13 protein-coding genes and 1 tRNA gene are annotated in these 17,176 nt (G+C 73.7%); 10 read left to right on the forward strand and 4 right to left on the reverse strand.

Features of this window, described 5'->3' with window-relative positions:
• Positions 1-54 precede the first annotated feature (54 nt).
• The 10 genes from ACIHEI_RS17935 (at position 55) to ACIHEI_RS17980 (ending at position 13,216) form a co-directional block, all read left to right on the forward strand.
• Positions 55-546, forward strand: coding sequence for a GNAT family N-acetyltransferase (locus ACIHEI_RS17935; RefSeq protein WP_396607298.1), 492 nt, complete (start codon positions 55-57; stop codon positions 544-546).
• 409 nt (positions 547-955) lie between these two features.
• Complete coding sequence (locus ACIHEI_RS17940; RefSeq protein ID WP_387642960.1) at positions 956-1,981, forward strand: methionine ABC transporter ATP-binding protein; 1,026 nt, start codon at positions 956-958, stop codon at positions 1,979-1,981.
• Positions 1,978-2,748, forward strand: a complete 771-nt coding sequence (locus ACIHEI_RS17945) for a methionine ABC transporter permease (RefSeq protein WP_396607299.1) — start codon at positions 1,978-1,980, stop codon at positions 2,746-2,748. The genes ACIHEI_RS17940 and ACIHEI_RS17945 overlap by 4 nt, the downstream gene beginning before the upstream one ends.
• Before the next feature lie 70 nt (positions 2,749-2,818).
• Positions 2,819-3,658 (forward strand): MetQ/NlpA family ABC transporter substrate-binding protein, encoded by an 840-nt coding sequence (locus ACIHEI_RS17950; protein ID WP_396607300.1) that lies wholly within the window; start codon positions 2,819-2,821, stop codon positions 3,656-3,658.
• Positions 3,659-3,811: 153 nt separating this feature from the next.
• Positions 3,812-4,438 (forward strand): GNAT family N-acetyltransferase, encoded by a 627-nt coding sequence (locus ACIHEI_RS17955; RefSeq protein ID WP_392954819.1) that lies wholly within the window; start codon positions 3,812-3,814, stop codon positions 4,436-4,438.
• Positions 4,439-4,617: 179 nt separating this feature from the next.
• The gene (cbiE, locus tag ACIHEI_RS17960) at positions 4,618-5,856 is read left to right on the forward strand and encodes a precorrin-6y C5,15-methyltransferase (decarboxylating) subunit CbiE (RefSeq protein WP_387642956.1); all 1,239 of its coding nucleotides are present in this window, start codon (positions 4,618-4,620) and stop codon (positions 5,854-5,856) included.
• Positions 5,857-6,261: 405 nt separating this feature from the next.
• Entirely contained in the window at positions 6,262-10,089 is a 3,828-nt protein-coding gene (cobT, locus tag ACIHEI_RS17965) for a nicotinate-nucleotide--dimethylbenzimidazole phosphoribosyltransferase (protein WP_396607301.1), read from the forward strand.
• Between the two features lie 102 nt (positions 10,090-10,191).
• Positions 10,192-11,424, forward strand: a complete 1,233-nt coding sequence (gene cobA, locus ACIHEI_RS17970; protein ID WP_396607302.1) for a uroporphyrinogen-III C-methyltransferase — start codon at positions 10,192-10,194, stop codon at positions 11,422-11,424.
• Between the two features lie 171 nt (positions 11,425-11,595).
• A complete protein-coding gene (locus tag ACIHEI_RS17975; protein ID WP_396607303.1) occupies positions 11,596-12,399 on the forward strand; it encodes a TrmH family RNA methyltransferase in 804 nt (267 codons plus the stop codon).
• 64 nt (positions 12,400-12,463) lie between these two features.
• Positions 12,464-13,216 carry a hypothetical protein gene (locus ACIHEI_RS17980; protein ID WP_396607304.1) on the forward strand — a complete coding sequence of 251 codons (753 nt, stop codon included), beginning with the start codon at positions 12,464-12,466 and terminating at the stop codon, positions 13,214-13,216.
• A 16-nt stretch (positions 13,217-13,232) separates the two neighbouring features.
• Here ACIHEI_RS17980 and ACIHEI_RS17985 read toward each other — a convergent pair whose 3' ends face one another.
• From ACIHEI_RS17985 to ACIHEI_RS18000, 4 genes are all read right to left on the reverse strand, one after another.
• Positions 13,233-13,601 (reverse strand): hypothetical protein, encoded by a 369-nt coding sequence (locus ACIHEI_RS17985; RefSeq protein WP_380487291.1) that lies wholly within the window; start codon positions 13,599-13,601, stop codon positions 13,233-13,235.
• Between the two features lie 71 nt (positions 13,602-13,672).
• Positions 13,673-14,230 carry a hypothetical protein gene (locus tag ACIHEI_RS17990; RefSeq protein ID WP_396607305.1) on the reverse strand — a complete coding sequence of 186 codons (558 nt, stop codon included), beginning with the start codon at positions 14,228-14,230 and terminating at the stop codon, positions 13,673-13,675.
• Between the two features lie 57 nt (positions 14,231-14,287).
• Complete coding sequence (locus ACIHEI_RS17995) at positions 14,288-16,192, reverse strand: serine/threonine-protein kinase (RefSeq protein WP_396607306.1); 1,905 nt, start codon at positions 16,190-16,192, stop codon at positions 14,288-14,290.
• A gap of 894 nt (positions 16,193-17,086) precedes the next feature.
• Positions 17,087-17,161 (reverse strand) — tRNA-Val (locus ACIHEI_RS18000).
• Between the last annotated feature and the right edge of the window lie 15 nt (positions 17,162-17,176).

Consider the following 17,176-nt stretch of genomic DNA (forward strand, 5'->3'; position numbering starts at 1 on the left):
GTGCCAGACCCTCACTCGTGCGCGCCGGGCGATTGACGATGGAGGCCCCCGCACATGGGCATGAGTGTGATCATCGCAGCGGCACGACCTGATGAAGCGGAGCAGATCCTCAAGCTCCAGTACCTCGGCTACCAGAGCGAGGCGGAGCTGTACAGCGACTGGACCCTCGAGCCGCTGACCCAGAGCCTGGAGAGCCTGAAGGCCGAACTCGCCGGGCACCGCGTCCTGGTGGCCCGCCTGGGCGACGAGGTGGTCGGCTCGGTGCGCGGCTCGGTGGACGAGACCGGCACCGGCCGGATCGGCAAGCTGGTGGTGCACCCGCGGATGCAGCGGCACGGCCTCGGCCGCCGCCTGCTGACCGCCCTGGAGGCGCAGCTCACCGAGGACGGCGCCGCCGGCTTCGAGCTGTTCACCGGCCACCGCAGCCTCGGCAACCTGCGGCTCTACCAGAGCCTCGGCTACCGCGAGACCGAGGTGCGCGAGGTCTCCCGCCGGCTGTCGATCGTCACCCTGGCCAAGCCCGGCGCGGCCTCGCTGGCGGCCTGAACCACCCACTGCGGCACCCGAACCGGACACCGGTCGGGTGCCGCAGTGCTTGTCCCGCAAGGGTCGTGTCCGCATGTCGGACAGTGAGTCCTGGAAGTTGGGACGTTCACCAATTGTCTGATTTACTGGGTTCCATGACCACGACGACGACATGCATCCCCACCGGCGCAACGCCGGCAGGTGAGCGACGCATGTGCCGTCGAATGTGTTGTCGCTGAGAGCTCTGCCCAGCGCCCGCTGACGTTCCGTCCTCCGATGTCCCGACAAGGCCGCGCCCGTGCGCGGTCCGTCCGACCGGCGGCCGTGATCGACAAGACGTCAGCCCCCGATCTTCCTCCCGGCACCAGGTGCCGTTCCATTGGCGCGGATGCCCCAAGGGTCGTCCGCTGACGAACAAACGGAAGCAGCTGTGATCACCACCAAGGACCTGACCAAGGTCTACCGTTCCCGGGGCCGTGACGTCCTGGCGCTGGACAGCGTCGACCTGCACGTGCGGCAGGGCGAGGTGTTCGGAGTCGTCGGCACCAGCGGCGCCGGCAAGTCCACCCTGATCCGGTGCGTCAACCTGCTGGAGCGGCCCACCTCCGGCACCGTCACCGTGGACGGCGTCGAGCTGACCGCGCTGGCCGGCAGCGAACACCGGGCCGGCCGCGAACTCCGCGAGGCCCGCCGCCGGATCGGCATGGTGTTCCAGCACTTCAACCTGCTGTCCTCGCGCACCGTGCAGCAGAACGTCGAACTCCCGCTGGAGATCATCGGCCTCGACCGGCACGACCGCCGCCGCAAGGCCGCCGAACTGCTCGACCTGGTCGGCCTCGCCGACAAGGCGCGCAGCTACCCCGGCCAGCTCTCCGGCGGCCAGAAGCAGCGCGTCGGCATCGCCCGCGCCCTGGCCGGCGACCCCAAGGTGCTGCTCTCCGACGAGGCCACCAGCGCCCTCGACCCGGAGACCACCCGCTCGATCCTGGCGCTGCTGCGCGACCTCAACCAGCAGCTCGGCCTCACCGTGCTGCTGATCACCCACGAGATGGACGTCATCAAGTCGGTCTGCGACTCCGCGGCCCTGATGCGTGGCGGCAAGGTCGTGGAGAGCGGACAGCTCACCGACCTGCTCGCCGACGGCCACTCGCGGATCGCCCGCGACCTGTTCCCGCTCGGCGACTTCGGCTCCGGCAACCCCGACCGCACCGTCCTGGAGATCACCTTCCAGGGCGACGCACCCGCCCAGCCGTTCGTCTCCCAGCTGGCCCGCACCTACCAGATCGACATCAACATCCTCGGCGCCGCCGTGGAGACCATCGCCGGCCGCCTGGTCGGCCGCATGCGGGTCGAACTGCCCGGCAGCCACACCGACAACGTGGTGCCGATCGGCTACCTGCGCCAACAGGGACTCCAGGTGGACGTCCTCGACCTGTCGAACGGAGTGGCGGCATGACCTGGGACCGGATGCAGGAACTGATGTGGCCCGCCACCTGGGAGACCCTCAGCATGGTCGGCCTCGCCGGCCTCGCCACCCTGGTGGTCGGACTGCCGATCGGGCTGCTGCTGGTGCTCACCGACAAGGGCGGCCTGCTGCAGAACCGCGCCGTCAGCCGGGTGCTCGGGGCGATCGTCAACGTCGGGCGTTCCATCCCGTTCGTCATCCTGATCGTCGCGGTGATCCCGTTCACCAAGGTGGTCGCGGGCGGCACCTCGCTCGGCTGGCAGGCCGCCACCGTCCCGCTCGCCATCGGCGCGATCCCGTTCTTCGCCCGCCTGGTGGAGACCGCCGTGCGCGAGGTGAACGGCGGACTGGTCGAGGCGCTCAAGGCGATGGGCGCCGGCACCGGCACCATCGTCCGCAAGACCCTGCTGCCGGAGAGCCTGCCCTCGCTGGTCTCCGCCTTCACCACCACGCTGATCGCCCTGATCGGATACTCCGCGATGGCCGGCGTGGTCGGCGGCGGCGGACTCGGCGACCTCGCCATCCGCTACGGCTACCAGCGCTTCGAGACCACCTTCATGTGGGTCATCGTCGCCGAAATCGTGATCATCGTCACCGCGCTGCAACTGCTCGGCGACCTGATCGCCCGCCGGCTCGGCCACCGCGGCAACTACCGCAGCGGACTGAGCCTGCTGCGCGCCGCGAAGGCCACGAAGGCCGCGCCGCGCGCCCGGAAGACCGCCGAGGCGGTCGAAGAGGACCTCGTCTCCTCCCACTGACCACCGCTCCCCACCCGGAAGCGGTCCCCGGCCCACCCGGGCCGTTCGCACCCGCAGAAAGGCACTTTTCGTGCGTAAGTTTCTGAAGACCACCGTCCTGACCGCCACCGCCGCCGGACTCGTCGCCGGCCTCACCGCCTGCTCCAGCGGCGGCAGCTCCGACTCCGGCGCCTCGGCCGACCCCAACAAGCCCCTGGTGGTCGCCGCCAGCGCCACCCCGCACGCGCAGATCCTCAAGTTCGTGCAGGACAACCTGGCGGCCCAGGCCGGCCTCAAGCTGGACGTCAAGGAGGTCAGCGACTACGTGACCCCCAACACCACGGTCCAGGACGGATCCGCGGACGCGAACTTCTTCCAGCACCAGCCGTACCTCGACGACTTCAACAAGAAGAACGGCACCGACCTGGTCTCCGTCGGGACCGTCCACCTCGAGCCGCTCGGCGTCTACTCCAAGAAGGTCAAGAACCTCGCGGACCTCAAGGACGGCGCCGTGGTTTCCGTCCCCAGCGACGCCACCAACGAGGGCCGCGCCCTCAAGCTGCTGGCCGACAACAACATCATCACCCTCAAGGACGGCGCCGGAACCACCGCCACCGCCGACGACATCGCCTCCAACCCCAAGCACCTGAAGATCAAGGAGCTGGAGGCCGCCCAGCTGCCGCGCTCGCTCGACGACGTCGACGCCTCCGTCATCAACGGCAACTACGCGCTCGGCGCCGGCCTCAAGCCGTCCAGCGACGCGCTGCTGGTCGAGAAGGCCCAGGGCAACCCGTACGCCAACATCCTGGTCGTCAAGAAGGGCCACGAGAGCGACCCGCGGGTCAAGAAGCTCGCCGAGCTGCTGCACTCCGACGCCGTCAAGAAGTACATCGACGACAACTTCCAGGGCGCCGTCATCCCCGCGTTCTGAACCACCCGCTGACCCGATCGGCTCCCACGGTGCCCCCGGCCTCCCCGCCGGGGGCACCGTGCCGACCAGCTGTCAGGAGCGGAACAGGTACGCTGACACGCCCGACAAGGGCGGGGCGTACGGTGTGTCCACGACCCGGCGAGGAGAGACGGCATGGTTGCGAACTTCCCCGAGACAGCCATCAGCACCGAAAGGCTGCTGCTGCGCGCCCTTGAGGACCAGGACGCCCCCGGCCTGATCACCATGCTCTCCGACGAACTCGTCCAGATCTGGTCCGAGTACCCCCGGCCCTACACCCAGGCCGACGCCCACGACCTGATCACCCGCCAGGCACCCGAGCGCCGCACCGGCGGCCGCGGAATCGTTTTCGCCGTCACCGAACACCTCACCCAGCGCCTGGTCGGCCTCCTCGAACTCGACCACACCGACTGGCACTTGCGCGCCACCGAGGTCCGGTACATCACCGCCCCCTGGGCCCGCGGCGAGGGCTACGCCCCCGAAGCCGTCCTCGGCACCGCCCAGTGGCTGTTCGAGGACCGCGGCTTCCAACGCCTCGAACTGCGCACCGCCGCCGGCAACACCGCCGCCCAGCAGGTCGCCCAGAAAACCGGCGCGATCAGCGAAGGCGTCCTGCGCAACGCCGCGATAGTCCGCGGCGGCGAATGGGGCCCCGGCCCGGAGGAACACACCGACCTGATCGTGTGGAGCCTCCTCCCCGAGGACCTCGACCCGCCCGAACCCGCCCACCCCGCCGACCAGCACCACGCGCTGCGCCACTGACCCGCGCCGCGCCACCGACGCGTTCTGTGCCCTGCGCCACTGAACGCGCCCCCGGGCGCGTGCCCCTGCTCCGCACACCCCCGGCAGGCGGTAGCCTCTGCCCAGGGAACACCGACGGCGGAATCCGCCACCGGCGCACCCACCAGGGGCGGAACACGGCATAGGGAGAACAGCCGCAGATGGCTGACCGGATCACGGTCATCGGGTGGGACGGCACCCCACTGACCCAGGCAGCCGCCGGCGCACTCGCCGCCGCCACCCTGGTCGCCGGAGCGGGCTACCAGCTCGCCGCACTCCCCGTCCCCGAACGCGCCGAACGCATCGGCCTCGCCGACCTGCGGGCCGCCGCCCGCCGCCTCGCCGACCACCGCGGCACCGCCGTCGTCGTCGCCGAGGGCGACCCCGGCTTCTTCGGCGTCGTCCGCACCCTGCGCCGCCCCGAATACGGACTCGAACTCGAAGTGCTGCCCGCCGTCTCCTCGGTGGCCGCCGCCTTCGCCCGGGCCGGCATGCCCTGGGAGGACGCCCAGGTGGTCTCCGCCCACGGCGGACGACTGCGCCGCGCCGCCAACGTCTGCCGCGCCCACCCCAAGGTCGCCGTCCTCACCACCGCCGGTGCCGGACCCAGCGAACTCGCCCTGATGCTGCGCGGCGTCCCCCGCACCTTCGTGGTCTGCGAAGCCCTCGGCACCCCCGAGGAGGACGTCACCGTCCTCACCTCCGAACGCGTCCCCGACCACGACTGGCGCGACCCCTCCGTCGTCCTGGTCATCGGCAACGTCCCGCCCACCGAGGCCGCTTCGGGCTGGCTGGCCGGCAAACCCCTCGACCACCCCGGACCGCAGCGCGGCTGGGCGCTTCCCAACCGGGCGTACGCCGGCGCGGACGCCGACACCAGGCGCCCCCGCGCACTGCCCCCGCACGTCCGCGCGCTCGCCCTCGCCCGCCTCGCACCCACCCCCGGCGACCTGCTCTGGACCGTCGGCGCGGGCGACGGCGCACTCGCCGTCGAAGCCGCCCGGTTCGGCGCCGCCGTCGTCGCCGTCGAAGCCGAACCCTCCGACTGCGCCCGGATAGCCGCCAACGCCCGCAAGGCCGGCGTCGAGATCGAAACCGCCACCGGCACCGGACCCGACGTCCTCGGCGCCCTCCCCGAACCCGACGCCGTCGCCGTCGAACACGGCGGACCCGTCATGGTCCGCGCCGTCGTCGACCGCCGACCCGAACGCGTCGTCGCCGTCGCCCGCAGCCTCGCCGAAGCCGGCGAGACCCGGCAGATCCTCGACACCGCCGGCTACCGCACCGACGGACTGCTGCTCCAATCGGCCCCGCTGCGCGCCGAACCGGCCGGCGGCGCCGGACCCTCCTTCGGGCGCGGCGACTACACCCTGCTGATCTGGGCCGAACCGCGCGACTGACCGTCAGACCCGGACGGTACGGTGATCCCCGTCGCATCCGGACAAGGTTTCGAGAACGGTTCGGTCGCGGCCGGTAGGGTTTCCCCGGGGCGCAATTCGTCACGGCAGCACCGTGTCCGATCAGGCATGATTACCGCCGATTTGACGCACTGCAACCCGAACAGCCCGCTTCGCGGGCATTCGACGCGGTGCGCACCAGCCCGGAAGAATGCCGTGAGCGTCCGAAAGCGGCCGTGCCGTCGTGCCGGTTGCCCGGGGCTGTCGTTGTTTCTGATGGCACGCCACCCCTGAGGGTGACGACCGATGGAGTAAGGGACGGGTCGGTGCGGCTCCGCCCCGGCGAAGTGGGCGGGACCTCCGGGACACCCGCCAAGGACGCGCAAGCGGCCTGGAAGGAGCATTGACATGACCGACGGCGGCCACGCCCCCCACGCCGGTCCCCTCGCGCCCGAACCCGGGCCCGGCGGGTCCGCCCCGGAGCACCACCTCGGCGCGCCCCTTCCGCCTGCCGCCGCCGGATGGCACGGCGAGCAGCGGCCCGCCTACACCTTCCTCGACCAGCCCGACGGCGACGAGGACGACGACGTGCTGCTGATGCCCGGCCCCCAGACCGCCTGGGGCGACGCCGTGAACGGCACCGCCGAGGCGGCGGCCGGGCCCGCTGACGCCCCGGCAGCCGCCGAGGCCGCCGTCGCCGAGCCGGTCGCCGAGCAGCCGCCCGGCACCCCCGTCGCGCCGTCCTGGCCGCCGCTCGCCCCGCCGGTGCTCACCGCCGAGCCGGTGGCGGAGAGCGCTCCCGCAGCCGGTACCCCGCAGGCGCAGCCCGCCGCGGCCCCGCTGCTGACCCCTCCTCACCAGCGCCGCCCGCTGCACGCCGGCCCGCCGATCCCGGACCCGTCGCTGATGACCGGCCAGGTCCCGGTCCGCTCGCTGGCCGACCGCGGCCCGTCCACCCCCGGCGGCACGCCCGCCTTCGGGGTGCCCGTGGTCAACGCCGAAACGGTGCAGCAACCGGTCCAGCCGCAGGCCATGCAGGCCCAGCCGGTGCCGGTGCCCGCCCAGGCGACCGCACCCGCGCCGACTGCTGCGCAGGTGCCCGCGTCCGTGCAGCCGCACGTGGTGGAGGCCGCCGCTGCCGCAGCCGTCGCCGAGCCGGTCGCCCCCGCCGAGGAATCGCCCGCCGCCGAGCCGGAGGCCGCCGCCGCGCAGCCGATCGCCGTCGAGCCGGTGGCCGCCGAACCGATCGCGGTCGCCCCCGTCGCGGCCGAACCGGTCGTCACCGAGCCCGCGCCCGCCGCCGCCGAGGCCCCCGCACAGCCGGCGCCGGAGGCCGTGGCGATCCCCGCGCCCGCCGCCAACCTGACGCCCGTGTTCGTCGAGCCGGTCGAGCCCACCGCACCCGCGAACGCCCCGGCGCCCACCGCCGAGACCACCCCGGCCCCCGAGGCCCCGGCTGCCGCCGAGCAGCCCGCCGCCGAGCCGGTCGCCGCCGAGCCGGTCGTGGTCGAGGCGCCCGCTGCCGAGGCGGCCCCGGCGGAGACGCCGACTGCCGAGGAACCGGCTGCCGAAGCACCGGCCGCGGACGCCCCGGCTGCGGAGGCGCCCGCCGCCGAGCCCGAGGCCCAGCCGGCTGCCGAGACTGTGTCCGCCGAGCCCGTTGCGGTCGAGCCCGTCGCCGTCGAGTCGGTCGTGGCCGAGGCGGCTGACGCGCCGTCGGAGCCGCAGGCCGAGGCCGCCGCTGCCGAAACCCCGTCGGCCGAGCAGCCGGAAGCCGCCACCACCGAGGAGCCCGCGCCGCAGGCCGCCCAGGCGGAGGCCGCCGAGGGCGAGGCCGCGGAGCAGCCGATCCCCGCGCAGGCCACCAAGTCGGCCGGACGGGGTGCGCACCGCCGCATCTCGGCGTTCCTCGCCGCGCCCGCCGGTCTGCCGCTGCTGACGCCCGAGACGCCGTCGGCCGAGCCGCAGCCCGCCGCCGAGGTTGCCGAGACCGCGGAGGCCACCGAGGACGCCGCGCCGACCGAGGGAGCGGTGCCTGCCGCGCCCGTTCAGGCGGCTGCGGAGGCCGAGACCCCGGCCGTTGCCGAGCAGCCGGCCGCCGAGACCCCGGAACCGGCCGCCGAGCCGACCCCCGAGGTCGAGGCCGAGCCCGCTACCGAGCCCGAGCCCGCTACCGAGCCCGAGCCCGCTACCGAGCCCGACCCCGCCGCCGAGGCCGAGCCCGTCGCCGAGCCTGCCGCCGAACCGGAGACCGCGCCGGAGCCCGGCGAGGCTCCCGAGGCCGCCAAGTCCGAGGAAGCCCCGGAGGCCGCCGAACCCGCCGAGGCCCCGGCCGACGCCGAAGCAGCGGCCGAGCCCACCGCGGACCCCGTCCCCGTCTCCGCCCCCGACGCCGAATCCGCCGTCGAGGCCCCCGCCCCGGAAACCGACTCCACTCCCACCCCCGACGCCGATGTCACCCCCGTCCCGGAGGAGCCCCGCGGCCCCGCCGCCCCCGGCTTCGACGACGCGAGCCGCGAGGCCGTGCACCAGGTGATCCGCGAGCGCCGCGACGTCCGCAACGGCTTCCGGCCGGACCCGATCCCGCACGAGGTGCTGATCCGGGTGCTGGAGGCGGCGCACACCGCGCCGAGCGTCGGCTACTCGCAGCCGTGGGACTTCGTGGTGATCCGGTCCGCGAAGACCCGCCGGAAGATGCACGAGCTGGCGGAGCGTCAGCGCGAGGCGTACGCGGACTCGCTGCCCAAGGGCCGGGCGAAGCAGTTCAAGGAAATCAAGATCGAGGCGATCCTCGAGACGCCGGTCAACATCGTGGTGACCGCCGACCGCACCCGCGGCGGCCGGCACACGCTGGGCCGCCACACCCAGCCGCAGATGGCCCCGTACTCGGCGGCCCTGGCGGTGGAGAACCTGTGGCTGGCGGCCCGCGCCGAGGGGCTGGGCGTCGGCTGGGTGAGCTTCTTCGACGACGAGGAGCTGGTCCGCGAGCTCGGCCTGCCCGAGCACCTGGAGGTCGTCGCCTACCTGTGCGTCGGCTTCGTGGACGCGTTCCCGGACGAGCCGGAACTGCAGCAGCAGGGCTGGGCGAAGAAGCGCCCGCTGTCCTGGGTGGTGCACGAGGAGCAGTACGGCAACCGCGCGCTGCCCGGCGAGGAGCCGCACGACCTGCTGTCCGACACGCTGCGCAACATCCGTCCGCTGGACGCCAAGGCGCTCGGCGAGGCGTGGGACCGGCAGAAGCGGATGACCAAGCCCGCCGGGTCGCTCGGCGTGCTGGAGATCATCGCGGCGCAGCTGTCCGGCCTGGCCCGCAAGTGCCCGCCGCCGATCCCGGAGCCGGGTTGCGTGGCGATCTTCGCCGGTGACCACGGGGTGCACGCCCAGGGCGTGACGCCGTGGCCGCAGGAGGTCACCGCACAGATGGTCGGGAACTTCCTGGCCGGGGGAGCAGTGGTCAACGCGTTCGCCGCGCAGGTCGGCACCGAGGTGTGCGTGGTGGACGTCGGCGTTGCGGCCGAACTCCCGGACGCCATCCAGCAGGGCCGCACCACCGGCCTGCTGCCGCGCAAGGTCAAGCCCGGCACCGACGACATGACGCAGGGCCCGGCGATGAGCCGGGACGAGGCGGTGCGCGCGATCGAGGTCGGCATCGAGACCGCCCGCGACCTGGTCGCGGCCGGCAACAAGGTGCTGATCACCGGCGACATGGGCATCGCCAACACCACCGCCTCCGCCGCGCTGATCTCGGTGTTCACCGACACCGACCCGGCCGAGGTGACCGGGCGCGGCACCGGCATCGACGACGCCACCCACGCCCGCAAGGTCGAGGTGGTCCGGCAGGCCCTGGAACTGCACAAGCCGGACCCGGCCGACCCGATCGGCGTGCTCGCCGCCGTCGGCGGGCTGGAGCACGCCGCGCTGGCGGGCTTCCTGCTCGGCGCGGCCTCGCTGCGCATCCCGGTGATCCTGGACGGCGTGATCGCCGGCTCGGCCGCGCTGGTCGCCAAGGCCATCGCGCCGGAGGTGCTGTCCGCCTGCATCGCGGGCCACCGCTCCGCCGAGCCGGGCCACCAGACCGCGCTCGCCAGGCTCGGCCTGCGTCCGCTGATCGACCTGGACCTGCGTCTGGGCGAGGGCACCGGTGCCCTGCTCGCCCTGCCGCTGGTGCAGAGCGCCGCCCGGGCGATGCACGATGTAGCCACCTTCGACTCCGCCGGAGTCACCGAGAAGGCCTGATCCACCGGACGGGCCGCCCCTCGCACCCAGGGGGGCGGCCCGTCGGCCCGTACCCCGGCCCGGTACGGGACTCGCACCGCCGCCCACCCAGGAGCTCCGCCGATGACCGCGCCGCACCCGCACCCGTCCACCCAGGGCCTCACCCCGTACCCCGTCGGGCTGCTACTGGCCGGCCGCCGCGTCGTCGTGATCGGCGGCGGCCAGGTCGCCCAGCGCCGCCTGCCCGCGCTGATCGCCGCCGGCGCCGACCTGCACCTGATATCCCCGGCCACCACCCCGGCCGTCTCCGCGATGGCCGACGCCGGTGAACTCACCTGGCACCAGCGCCCGTACGCGGACGGCGACCTCGCCGACACCTGGTACGTGCTGGTCGCCACCGACGACCCGGACGTCAACACCGCCGTCTCCGCCGAGGCCGAGCGCCTGCGGGTGTTCTGCTCCCGCAGCGACGACGCCTCCGCCGCCACCGCCTGGACGCCCGCCTCCGGCCACGACGCCGGCGCGACCGTCGCCGTCCTCACCGGCGACCCCCGGCACTCCGCCGCACTGCGCGACTCCATCGTCGCCGGCCTGCGCGACGGCTCCCTCGCCGCCCGCCAGTACCGCGCCCGCGGCGCCGGCGTCGCCCTGGTCGGCGGCGGCCCCGGCGACCCCGACCTGATCACGGTCCGCGGCCGCCGCCTCCTCGCCGACGCCGACGTCGTCGTCGCCGACCGGCTCGCCCCGCGCGAACTCCTCGCCGAACTCCCGCCGCACGTCGAGGTGATCGACGCCTCCAAGATCCCCTACGGCCGCTACATGGCCCAGGAGGCGATCAACGCGACGCTGATCGAACACGCCAAGGCCGGCAAGTTCGTGGTCCGCCTCAAGGGCGGCGACCCGTACGTCTTCGGCCGCGGCGGCGAAGAACTCCTCGCCTGCCTGGACGCCGGCGTGCCCGTCACCGTCGTCCCCGGCATCTCCTCCTCGATCAGCGTCCCGGCCGCCGCGGGCATCCCCGTCACCCACCGCGGCCTCACCCACGAGTTCACCGTCATCTCCGGCCACGTCGGCCCCGGCGAACGCTCCCTCACCAACTGGCAGGCCGTCGCCGGCATGACCGGCACCCTGGTCCTCCTGATGGCCGTCGACAAGATCGCCAAGATCGCCGCGGAGCTGCTGAAGCACGGGCGCCCCGCAGACACCCCGGTCGCCGTCGTCCAGGAGGGCACCACCAGCGCCCAACGCCGCATCGACGCCACCCTCGCCACCATCGGCGAAACCGTCCTGACGGAGGGCATCAAGCCCCCGGCGGTCATCGTCATCGGCGACGTGGTCAACGTCCTGGGGGAGTGAGAGCCCCCTCAGGGGGCTGATGGGTGCGAAACCAGGGGCCCGGAGGGCCCTTCAGGGGCCCGGGGAACGGCGGGGCCGAGACTGCTGGTGGTCAACGGGGCGCTGAGCGTTCCGCCGTTTCTGGTCCCCTCCCCTCCCCGCCCCACCCCGCCCACGTGCGAAAATCGTCCAATGTCCGCCCCCATCACCGTCACCGACGCCGCCGACCCCCGGCTGAGCGACTACACCGACCTCACCGACGTCGAGCTGCGCCGTCGGCGCGAACCCGCCGAAGGGCTGTTCATCGCGGAGGGCGAGAAGGTGATCCGCCGCGCCCTCGCCGCGGGCTTCCGGATGCGGTCGATGCTGCTCACCGCGAAGTGGCTCGGCGTGATGGGCGACGTGATCGCCGAGACCGACGCACCCGTGCACCTCGTCGAACCCGCTCTCGCCGAGCAGGTGACCGGCTACCACGTTCACCGCGGCGCCCTCGCCTCGATGGAACGCAAGCCCCTCCCGACCGCCGCCGAAGTCCTCGACGGCGCACGCCGCGTCGCGGTGCTGGAGGGCCTGGTCGACCACACCAACCTCGGCGCGATCTTCCGCTCGGCGGCCGCTCTCGGCATGGACGCCGTGCTGCTCTCCCCGGACTGCGCCGACCCGCTCTACCGCCGCGCCGTGAAGACGTCCATGGGTGCGGTGTTCTCCGTCCCGTACGCCCGCCTCGACCCGTGGCCGGATTCTCTCGCCGCCGTCCGCGAGGCCGGCTTCGAACTGCTCGCCCTCACCCCGTCCGGCGCCGAGGACTTCACGGTCGCCAAGTCCCATCTCCTCCCCAGGGCGGCCCTGATGCTGGGCGCCGAGGGCGACGGCCTCACCCCGAAGGCCCTCGCCGCCGCCGATCAGCGGGTGCGCATCCCGATGGCACACGGCATCGACTCGCTCAACGTCGGCGCCGCCGCCGCGATCGCGTTCTACGCGGTCAACCACGGCTGACTACCGCCGCTACAACGGAAGTTGAGGGTTCCGCGCCGGGCAGATCTACGGTAGACATGGCGCCATGATCACCAACGGCACCGCCGCGCTCCGCCGCCTGACGTTCCCGGGCTTCCGCGGCCCGATCCTGGTCGCGGCCATGCTGACCGCCGTCGTGGCGCTGCCGGACGGGCGACTGCACAACCGGTTCACGCTGCTCCCGCTGTTCATGATCGGGCTCATCTTCCCCCTGCTGCTGATCGGCGTGGTGGTGGTCGGCGCGACGGTGTCCTGGCCGCTCACCCGGCTGCGTCGCCCCGGCACCAGCGCACTGCTCGGCGTCGCGCTGGGCTGCGCCGCCATCGTGCTGGGCATGAGCGTCCCCGGCCAGGACGTGGCGCTGCTCAGCGTCGGCGTGCTAACCCTGATCGGCCTGCCGTTCGCCTGGCTGCTGTGGCAGCAGTGGTCCGTTGCCGGGCCCGCCGGAGGTCCGGCCGGCCGTTGGCGCTGGGCGGTGGCTCCGCTGCTGGTGGCCGCCACCGCGCTGACGGTCACCCAGACCGACCCGGCCGAGGCCCGCTTCGCGCTGGCCCGCCCGGCACTCACCGACTGGGCCGCACACGCCCTGGCCACCCACGAGGCGCGCCCCGAATGGGTCGCGGGCTACCGTCTCACCGAGACCGAAGTTACCCACGACGGCGTCAAGTTCGCCATCGCCGGCACCGGCCTGTTCGCCCACCACGGCTACGCGTACTTCCCGTCCGGCGCGCCCGCATTCGGCTACTACACCCCGCTGGGCAACGACTGGTACGAGTGGTCCGGCCCCGACCGCTTCTGACGGCCCCGAAGCGTCCTCAGAGCGCCTTCAGCACCGTCTCGTCCGCCGCGTCCAGCACGTACCCGTTGTCGAAGCGGACCCGGACGGACACCTGCGGCCCGCGCTCGCCGTACGCCTCCCAGTGCGGCTCCAGGGACGCGATCTGCCCCTCCAGCGCCTTGCGGCTCTCCGCGGGCATGGTGTGCCCGTAGTCGTCGAACAGCGCCCGCAGCCGCTGGTACTCGCGGACCTCCTCGGACGGCGGCACCTCGGCCACCTGCTCGACGGTGCCCTCGACACCCGCCGCCAGCAGCAGGAACCCGACTGCTGCCTCCCCGTCACCGAACGCCTCACCCAGCGTCAGATCCGTCACCAACGTGACGCGCTGCCCTGCCACCAGCGTCATTGCTCCGCCACCTCCCGGCTCGCCGTGCACTGCGGATCATTATCCGCCGCCACCGGCGACCGGCCCGCAGGTCAGGCCGCACGACGCGCCGCCGGAGGCGATATCGGTTGCGGCGCGGGCCGCCGCGGGTTGTGGTGGCGGCGGCCCGTCAGGTCGCCGACCCGCAGCACCAGGTCGGGGGCCGGGGGAGCGGGCCAGATCGTCAGCCGGTGTTCCTCGACGGGGCGGGCGGCGGTGTCGGTCTCCCGGCCGCGGTCGCGGCCCCGGGTCTGCACCCGGACCCGGTACCAGCCGCGGCCGGCGTGCGCCAGGTTGCCGGCCTCGGCGATGTCCACGCCGTCCCAGGCCCGCAGCCGCAGCTCGCCGCTGCTGTACAGCGACAGCTCCACGGCGCTCTCCCACTCCGGCCCTGGCTCCGCGGGCCGTTCGACCGCGCGCTCCACACCGAGCCGGATCAGCCCGGTGTGGGTGCCGCACAGCACCGTCAGGTGGTCAGGGCACCCGGCCGCCACCCCGTTGCCGTGGAACAGCCGGGCCAGCGCGTGCGCGTCCCAGCCGTCCGGCAGTTCCGGGCCGTACAGGAAATACTGGCAGTACGCGACGTGCATCGCGTCGGTCGTCCACATCATGCGGCACATGCTCCCGCCGGGCACTGACAGACCGTCACCGGCAGTTGAGCGGTGGCTTCAGTTCCCGGAGACGCCCGCGCCCGGGAAGGACTCCTCCAGGCTGCCGTCCGGGCGGACGGTGTACCGGGTCGAGGAGACCGCGCCGGTGCGGTCCACCCGCTCCTCGCGGATCAGCGCGCCGTTCTCCACCCGCCACACCGCCCCGGCCTCCGGGTTGGCGGCGGACGTCCGGCCGGCGATCAGCACGGGGGTGTCGCCGGTGAAGCCGTACAGCTGCACCAGGTCGGTCGGGACGGAGCCCTCGCCCCGGCGCAGCACCACCAGCGTCGCCTGGGCGTCCCGGAAGCGGGCCGGCAGCACGGCGGTCAGCGTGACGGGCGCGCCCGCGTCGGTCGAGTGGCCGTCGCGCAGCTGGATCCCGGGGCCGCCGGACGGGTCGTGGTAGCTGCGGTTGAGCCAGTCCACGGGCGGCGGGCTGCCGAGCGCCGGGCCCAGACCCGAGCCGCTGTGGCCGACGGTGTTCACGCCGTCCACCGACAGCGTCGCGCCGGAGGTCGGCTTCACGGGTGCGGTCGCGGTCGGCGTCGGCCCGAGGCTGTGGGTGGCACGGCTCTCGCAGCCCTGCGCGACCGCGATGGCCAGCGCGACCCCGAGCGTCACGGTGACGAACACCACCAGCCGCTGGCGCATCAGCCGTTGACGCGCGGTCGGCCGGGCGGGGCCCGCGGGGCGCCCGGGCGGGGGAGTGCGGTCGCGGCCGGGCACAGGGGTGCGCTCCCGCCCGGCGGGGGCGGCGGGCCGGCGCTCGCGCACCGTGTCGCCGTCCCGGACCGGGCGCCGCACCCGCTCGGTGCGGGCGTCCGGATGCACCTCCGGCCGGGGCATCGCGGCAGCTACTGCCGCACCGTCCGCATTCGGCGCCGGGACGGGCGCCGGGCGGACGGGCGGCGCACCGGCCGAGGCACGTGCGGGGTCGGCGGGCCGCCGGCCCGCGCCGGGCACCGGGGCGCCCTGCGGGCCGGCCGCGCGGCGCACCGGCGCACCGTCCGGCCGTCCGCCCGCCGGGTTTCCGGCCGGGGCGGCGGGCGCGGGTGCGGCCTGCTCCTCGGCCAGGGCCGCGGCCCGGGCGGCCCGGCCGCCGGGGCCGCGCGCGGCGAGTTCGCTCAGGCGCTCGTGCAGCGCGGCCGCCGGCGGGCGTTCGGACGGCTCCTTGGCCAGGCAGGCCCGCACCACCGGGGCCAGCACCGGCGGAATCCCGGTCAGGTCCGGTTCCTCGTGCACCACCCGGTACAGCATCACCTCGGAGGAGGCGCCCGACCCGAACGGCGACTCCCCGGTCAGCGCGAACGCCAGCGTCGCCCCGAACGCGAACACGTCGGTGGCGGGTGTCACGGCCGCGCCGCGCACCTGCTCGGGCGCCAGGAAGCCCGGCGAGCCGACGGCGGTGCCGACATGCGTGAGGGTGGACGCGCCGCGCGACCAGGCGATGCCGAAGTCGATGATTCGCGGGCCCTTGGGGGAGAGCAGGATGTTCGACGGTTTGAGGTCGCGGTGCACCACCCCTGCCTCGTGCACCTTCACCAGCCCGTCGGCCAGCGCCGCGCCGATCCGCGCGGCGTCCGGCCAGGCCAGCGTGCCTTCTTCGGAGACCTGCTTGTACAGCGACGGCCCGGGCACGTACGCGGTGGCCAGCCACGGTCGGTCGGCCTCGATGTCGGAGCCCATCACCCGGGCCGTGCAGGCGCCGCGGATCCGGGAGGCCGCCGCGATCTCCCGGGCGAACCGGGTGCGGAACTCGGCGTCCTCCGCGAGTTCGGCGCGGATCAGCTTCAGCGCGACCCGCTGCCCCTTCCGGTCCGAACCGAGGAAGACCACGCCCATCCCGCCGGCACCCAGCCGCCGGTGCAGCCGGTACGGGCCGACGATGCGGGGGTCCTCACGCCGCAGCCGCATCATTGCCATTTGCCCGTACCCGTTCCCGTTCCGTCAGCCTGTGGGGTGAGGCCCCGTCGGATTTGGGGCATCGTCAGACAACTGTCTCGGCACAGCTTACGGACTGGTAGCGGCCCCGTGCCGACACGCAACACTGGAACCGCCGGTCGGATTGTCAGATCAGGGTTGCTGGCGCACCCCCAAATCCCTTGCTCCACCGGCAATCCGGCCGTCCCCCAAGGGGCGCTGTCAGGGTCGCCTAAGGGGTCGGCGTACTCCCGTCTCCGCCTCCAGGCGTACACCGCCCCATCCCTCCTCCTACCAGCGGAGGCGATCGGAACAGTACGACGGCATGACGACCCGGAAAGCCGTCCCGCCTACCGTTGTTCACAGCGAGGACGGCCCCGCTCGTCCCCCGAGAATGACCGTCCTCGCTGCCAAGCAGCACCACCCGTCCCCGACCCGACCGCAGCACCGCAGCCCGGCAGGAGCACAGCAGACATGGCACCGCTCAACAGAGCCCCTCGCCGCCGGCCCCTGTCCCCGCACCCCGCGGAGACCCGGCACCCGATGGTCGCCCTTGCCATCGCCCTGCCCTGCGCGGTCCTGCTGATGGGTCTATTCGGGGCGTGGGACCAACTGGCGACGCAGACCCAAGCGGTCGCCGACCTGATCGGGCGCTGACCCCCAATGGGGTAGGGGTCTTCGCCGGCCGGAGCAACCCTCATCAAGTCGTGGACGGACGAAATGAGTGGCGCAGGCTGCAGCTCCGGCTCACCCGGTGGCCGGGAACAACACGTCGGTGAGGGCGTGTTGTTCCCGGCCATACCCATGTCCGCTGCCACGCCCGGCTGTTGCCGCACCTGCCCGCTGCCGCAAATGCCGAGAGCCGCCGTCCGAATATCGGACGGCGGCTCTCATGTCTGGTGCGCGATACTGGGATTGAACCAGTGACCCCTACCGTGTCAAGGTAGTGCTCTCCCGCTGAGCTAATCGCGCGGGGATGATCCGAAG

The organism is Kitasatospora sp. NPDC051984 (assembly GCF_044593455.1).
Taxonomy (GTDB): domain Bacteria; phylum Actinomycetota; class Actinomycetes; order Streptomycetales; family Streptomycetaceae; genus Kitasatospora.

What these genes read in the sequence shown, in the direction of transcription:
- cobT (WP_396607301.1), top strand. Translation starts at nt 6,262, where the DNA reads ATGACCGACGGCGGCCACGCCCCCCACGCCGGTCCCCTCGCGCCCGAA.
- ACIHEI_RS17980 (WP_396607304.1), top strand. Translation starts at nt 12,464, where the DNA reads ATGATCACCAACGGCACCGCCGCGCTCCGCCGCCTGACGTTCCCGGGC.
- ACIHEI_RS17935 (WP_396607298.1), top strand. Translation starts at nt 55, where the DNA reads ATGGGCATGAGTGTGATCATCGCAGCGGCACGACCTGATGAAGCGGAG.
- ACIHEI_RS17955 (WP_392954819.1), top strand. Translation starts at nt 3,812, where the DNA reads ATGGTTGCGAACTTCCCCGAGACAGCCATCAGCACCGAAAGGCTGCTG.
- cbiE (WP_387642956.1), top strand. Translation starts at nt 4,618, where the DNA reads ATGGCTGACCGGATCACGGTCATCGGGTGGGACGGCACCCCACTGACC.
- ACIHEI_RS17945 (WP_396607299.1), top strand. Translation starts at nt 1,978, where the DNA reads ATGACCTGGGACCGGATGCAGGAACTGATGTGGCCCGCCACCTGGGAG.
- ACIHEI_RS17985 (WP_380487291.1), bottom strand. Translation starts at nt 13,601, where the DNA reads ATGACGCTGGTGGCAGGGCAGCGCGTCACGTTGGTGACGGATCTGACG.
- ACIHEI_RS17975 (WP_396607303.1), top strand. Translation starts at nt 11,596, where the DNA reads ATGTCCGCCCCCATCACCGTCACCGACGCCGCCGACCCCCGGCTGAGC.
- ACIHEI_RS17990 (WP_396607305.1), bottom strand. Translation starts at nt 14,230, where the DNA reads ATGATGTGGACGACCGACGCGATGCACGTCGCGTACTGCCAGTATTTC.
- ACIHEI_RS17995 (WP_396607306.1), bottom strand. Translation starts at nt 16,192, where the DNA reads ATGGCAATGATGCGGCTGCGGCGTGAGGACCCCCGCATCGTCGGCCCG.
- cobA (WP_396607302.1), top strand. Translation starts at nt 10,192, where the DNA reads ATGACCGCGCCGCACCCGCACCCGTCCACCCAGGGCCTCACCCCGTAC.